Source organism: Pseudomonas kielensis (assembly GCF_014236655.1).
In the GTDB taxonomy this organism is placed as follows: Bacteria; Pseudomonadota; Gammaproteobacteria; order Pseudomonadales; family Pseudomonadaceae; genus Aquipseudomonas; species Aquipseudomonas kielensis.
This window is the reverse complement of sequence record NZ_JACMYG010000067.1, coordinates 1-4,041: the sequence shown is the minus strand read 5'-3', so window position 1 is coordinate 4,041 and position 4,041 is coordinate 1. Positions and strand designations below refer to the sequence as shown.

The following is a 4,041-nucleotide window of genomic DNA, read 5'->3' as shown; positions in this document are numbered from 1 at the left end:
ATCGTCCAACATATGTGAACCTCTGTTAAACATCGTCATGCTCAACAAGCCAAATGTGCTGACAGGCTTGAACCAAACGGTACGCGGCCAGGTATGGATCCCTTGATTCCTGGGTCATCATGGACAGTAGGCTGCCGGCGAACAGGAGGGGTCCGCCCCGCTCAGAAATTCAGGTGGAACAGGGTAAGCCCGTAGTGCCGCCGGAAACGGCAGGCGAACCGTAAGGAACGCTGTGGTAGCTGCGGGTAGAGGAATGCGGAAAAAGCGAAGGCCTACCTGTAATGGGCGAGATACGGGCTGAAACATTACTCGACGCGAAAGCGGACAGACTTCCGTATGGTCATTCATGGCGAGAGAACTTGATTAATCGTTACTCGAAGGAAAGCAGATGACGGCTATTGGTAGCGCTGCGAAAACAGATGCCATCGGTACTGGTGCACCTTCGCACGCTGAAAGGATGTGGCTTCAGGCAAACTGGGGCCTCATCAAAGAAGAAGTGAAACGACTCCAGGCGCGTATCGCTAAGGCAACAATGGAAGGCAGATGGGGCAAGGTGAAAGCCTTACAACACCTGCTAACCCGCTCGCACAGCGGCAAGATGTTAGCCGTCAAACGAGTGACTGAGAATCGTGGCAAGAGAATGCCGGGCGTCGATGGCAAAATCTGGGTGACACCAGCGGCCAAGTGGAGCGGGATGGAGTCAATGCGACATCGCAGCTACCGTGCGTTGCCGCTTCGACGTATTTACATCCCCAAGAGCAATGGCCAGAAGCGTCCGCTGGGAATTCCCCGCATGCTCTGCAGATCGATGCAGGCACTGTGGAAGCTGGCTCTGGAACCTGTTTCAGAAAGCATGGCGGATCCAAACTCTTATGGGTTTCGGCCCAACCGTTCGACCGCCGACGCCATCGAATATTGTTTCATCACGCTGGCCAAACGTAGGTCGCCAGTGTGGGTACTTGAGGGTGATATCCGTGGCTGTTTCGATAACTTTAGCCACGAATGGATGCTCAAGAATATACCGATGGATAAGACGATCCTGCGGCGATGGCTTCAGGCTGGGTTTATCGATGAAGGAACTCTGTTTGCGACAAAGGCTGGTACCCCGCAGGGGGGAATCATAGCGCCGGCAACAACAGAGCAAACTCTCGGATAAAATGGGGACTGCGCATTGCCAGGGAGAGTTTTGCCCCGAGGCATGCGGGATGCCCCGATGTCGAGATTGTTCTCATCATTGAGGGCCTCGCCCCCACTGATGGGAGACTTCAGTCATGAGCCGAAAACCGCATATCTGGCGTATTCGTCTGGCTTTTGAGCCAAATCGATTCTCTCGGGACCAGCTCGAGAGGGTCTACGAGCAGCTTAAGCCGACCGAAACGCGGTCTTCCTCAGAATTGTCGCCACCCCAGCCATCTGTGAAAAAGCATCGTACCGCCAAGCGAGGTGAGCAATGAGCCAGGCTGTGATGGTGGCATTCTATGCCCGCGTATCCTCTGACCAGCAGGCTAAACGCGGCACAATTGAAAGCCAGATTGCTGCGTTGACAGAGCGGATCGTGGCCGATGGTGCCCACGTTGCTGAGGACATGCGATTTGTCGACGCGGGCGTCAGCGGCGCGACGCTGATTCGTCCACAATTGGAGCGGCTCAGAGACCGGGCTGCCCTCGGCTTGGTGGAGCGTCTCTATGTCTTGTCCCCAGACCGGCTGTCACGAAAATATGCCCACCAAGCCTTGCTGATGGAAGAACTATCGGCGTGCGGCGTGCAGGTGGTGTTCCTCAATCATGCTATTGGCGTCACGCCGGAAGAGTCGTTGTTGCTGCAGATGCAGGGCATGATCGCGGAGTACGAACGGGCCAAAATCATGGAGCGCAATCGTCGCGGCAAGCTTCATGGGGCCAAACGCGGCAGCATCAATGTGCTGTCGACTGCGCCCTACGGTTATCGCTATATTCGCAAGCAGCTTGATGGAGCACCCGCACAGTACGTCATTGAATTGCCGCAAGCCGCGACGGTCAGAGCCATCTTTCAATGGATTGGGATGGAGCGACTGAGCATCGGCGAAGTGGTGCGTCGCCTTGGGGTAACAGGCACCGTGACCGCCTCTGGTAAGCCGTATTGGGATCGCAGTACCGTGTGGGGAATATTACAAAATCCAGCCTACATAGGCCGAGCTGCTTTCGGCAAAACACAAGCTTGTGATCGTTTACCTCGGATACGCGCGCAACGCCACAGTGCCGAGGTGCCCAGGAAGGGGCACTCAACCGTACGTACGGATCCGAGTCAGTGGATCGAGATACCCGTCCCGGCGATCGTCAGCGAAGGGTTGTTTCAGTCGGTTCAAGAGCAACTTGCCGAGAATCGCAAAGCGCGTCAGCGCCGCCATGGTGCTGTTTACCTGCTTCAGGGCTTGACCGTTTGCGGCCATTGTCACTACGCCTATTACGGTAAAAAGGTCAGCAAGGCAGCGGCCAAAGGCCAACGTCGGGACTATGCCTACTATCGTTGCATTGGAACCGATGCCTACCGCTTTGGTGGCGAACGCATCTGTGACAATCAGCAAATACGAACGGACCGTCTCGATGAACTGGTGTGGCAGCAAGTTGTTGAACTGCTCGCCCACCCCGGAAGGCTAAAGAGTGAATATGAACGCCGGCTGGGTGTCCTGGAAGAAAAGGAAAAAACAAATCCTGATACCGCCGCACTGGAACGACAACGACTGCAGCTGGAGAAAGGCAAGTCGCGACTCATCGATAGCTATGCCGAAGGCATGATTGATAAAACGGATTTTGATCCGAAGATGCGGCACTTGAAGAGCCGTCTGGAACAGCTTGATCAGCAGATTCAGGCGTCACGGCGTCATCAGGTGGGTCAACGCGAACTGTTTCTGGTGATTAATCGTCTCGAAGAGTTTGCCGCGGCTGTCCATGACCGATTGGGCACCGTGGATTTCGTCACGAAACGCGAGATCATTCGCGGCTTAGTCAAACACGTCGAAATTCACAAAGACGAAATTTTGGTGGTGTTCCGGATTGATCCGGATCCTGGGTTCAACGCCAGCGAGAGTTCGACTGGCTCAGACATCGAAGAGAAAAGTATACAAGATCGTACGCGGTGTAATATCGCCGTTGCTGGCGAATATCTATCTTCACTACGTGCTGGATCTGTGGGCAAGGCAGTGGCGCCAGCGGCATGCTCGTGGCGATGTGATTGTGGTGCGCTACGCGGACGACAGCGTGGTGGGTTTCAGGACGCAATGGCAGGCTCAGCAATTTCTGGTGCAGTTGCAGGAACGCTTGGCCAGGTTCGTTTCACTCAACGCTTCGAAGACACGGCTGATTGAGTTTGGTCGTTTTGCTGCGAGAAATCGTAGGAAGCGAGGCTTAGGTAAACCGGAGACTTTTGACTTCCTGGGCTTCACGCACTGTTGTAGTCCGAACAGAAGCGGTGGGTTCCAAATACTGCGACTGACGGTCAAGAAGCGAATGCGTGCGACGCTGCTGGCCATTCGGGATGAGCTGAAACGCCGACGTCATGAGCCTGTTCGAGTCGTGGGTCAGTGGCTTAACCGAGTGGTCAGCGGGTACTTCAATTACCACGCGGTGCCGGGAAATCTGATACGTCTTGGCGGTTTTCGGTTGGCGGTATGCCGTCTATGGCGGCAAGCCCTCAAACGTCGCAGCCAGCGTAATCGGCTTCAATGGTCACGCTACGGACGCCTTGCTGACCTCTACATACCTAGACCCAGAAATGCACATCCTTACCCTGAGGATCGCTTCGCGTCACGTACCCAAGGCAGGAGCCGTATGCGGTAGTTCCGCACGTACGGATCTATTGGTATGGACGCCCCATCCACAAACCAGAGGTCTCAACATGCCATAGTGGAAGGGCTTCAGAAACCACAAACCAAGAGGAGCGTCCGGTATGAAAGTTATGACCGTTGGTATCGACTTGGCGAAAAATGTATTTCAGGTGCACGGTGTTAATGAACATGGCAAGACCGTTCTGAGAAAGCAACTCAAGCGCGACCAGGTCGCCACC

Annotated in this window: 2 protein-coding genes and 2 pseudogenes; all 4 read left to right on the top strand. The window is 55.0% G+C overall.

Annotated features, from left to right (window positions below; translation table 11 throughout):
- Positions 1-388: 388 nt before the first annotated feature.
- Positions 389-1,156: a reverse transcriptase N-terminal domain-containing protein gene (locus tag H7995_RS27915; protein WP_185819309.1), complete on the top strand. Its 768-nt coding sequence runs from the start codon at positions 389-391 to the stop codon at positions 1,154-1,156.
- Positions 1,157-1,450: 294 nt separating this feature from the next.
- Positions 1,451-2,593: pseudogene (locus tag H7995_RS27910) on the top strand (recombinase family protein); the annotation flags it as partial.
- A 439-nt stretch (positions 2,594-3,032) separates the two neighbouring features.
- A complete protein-coding gene (locus H7995_RS27905) occupies positions 3,033-3,815 on the top strand; it encodes a reverse transcriptase domain-containing protein (RefSeq protein ID WP_342345342.1) in 783 nt (260 codons plus the stop codon).
- A 109-nt stretch (positions 3,816-3,924) separates the two neighbouring features.
- Positions 3,925-4,041 (top strand): annotated as a pseudogene (locus H7995_RS27900) (IS110 family transposase); the annotation flags it as partial.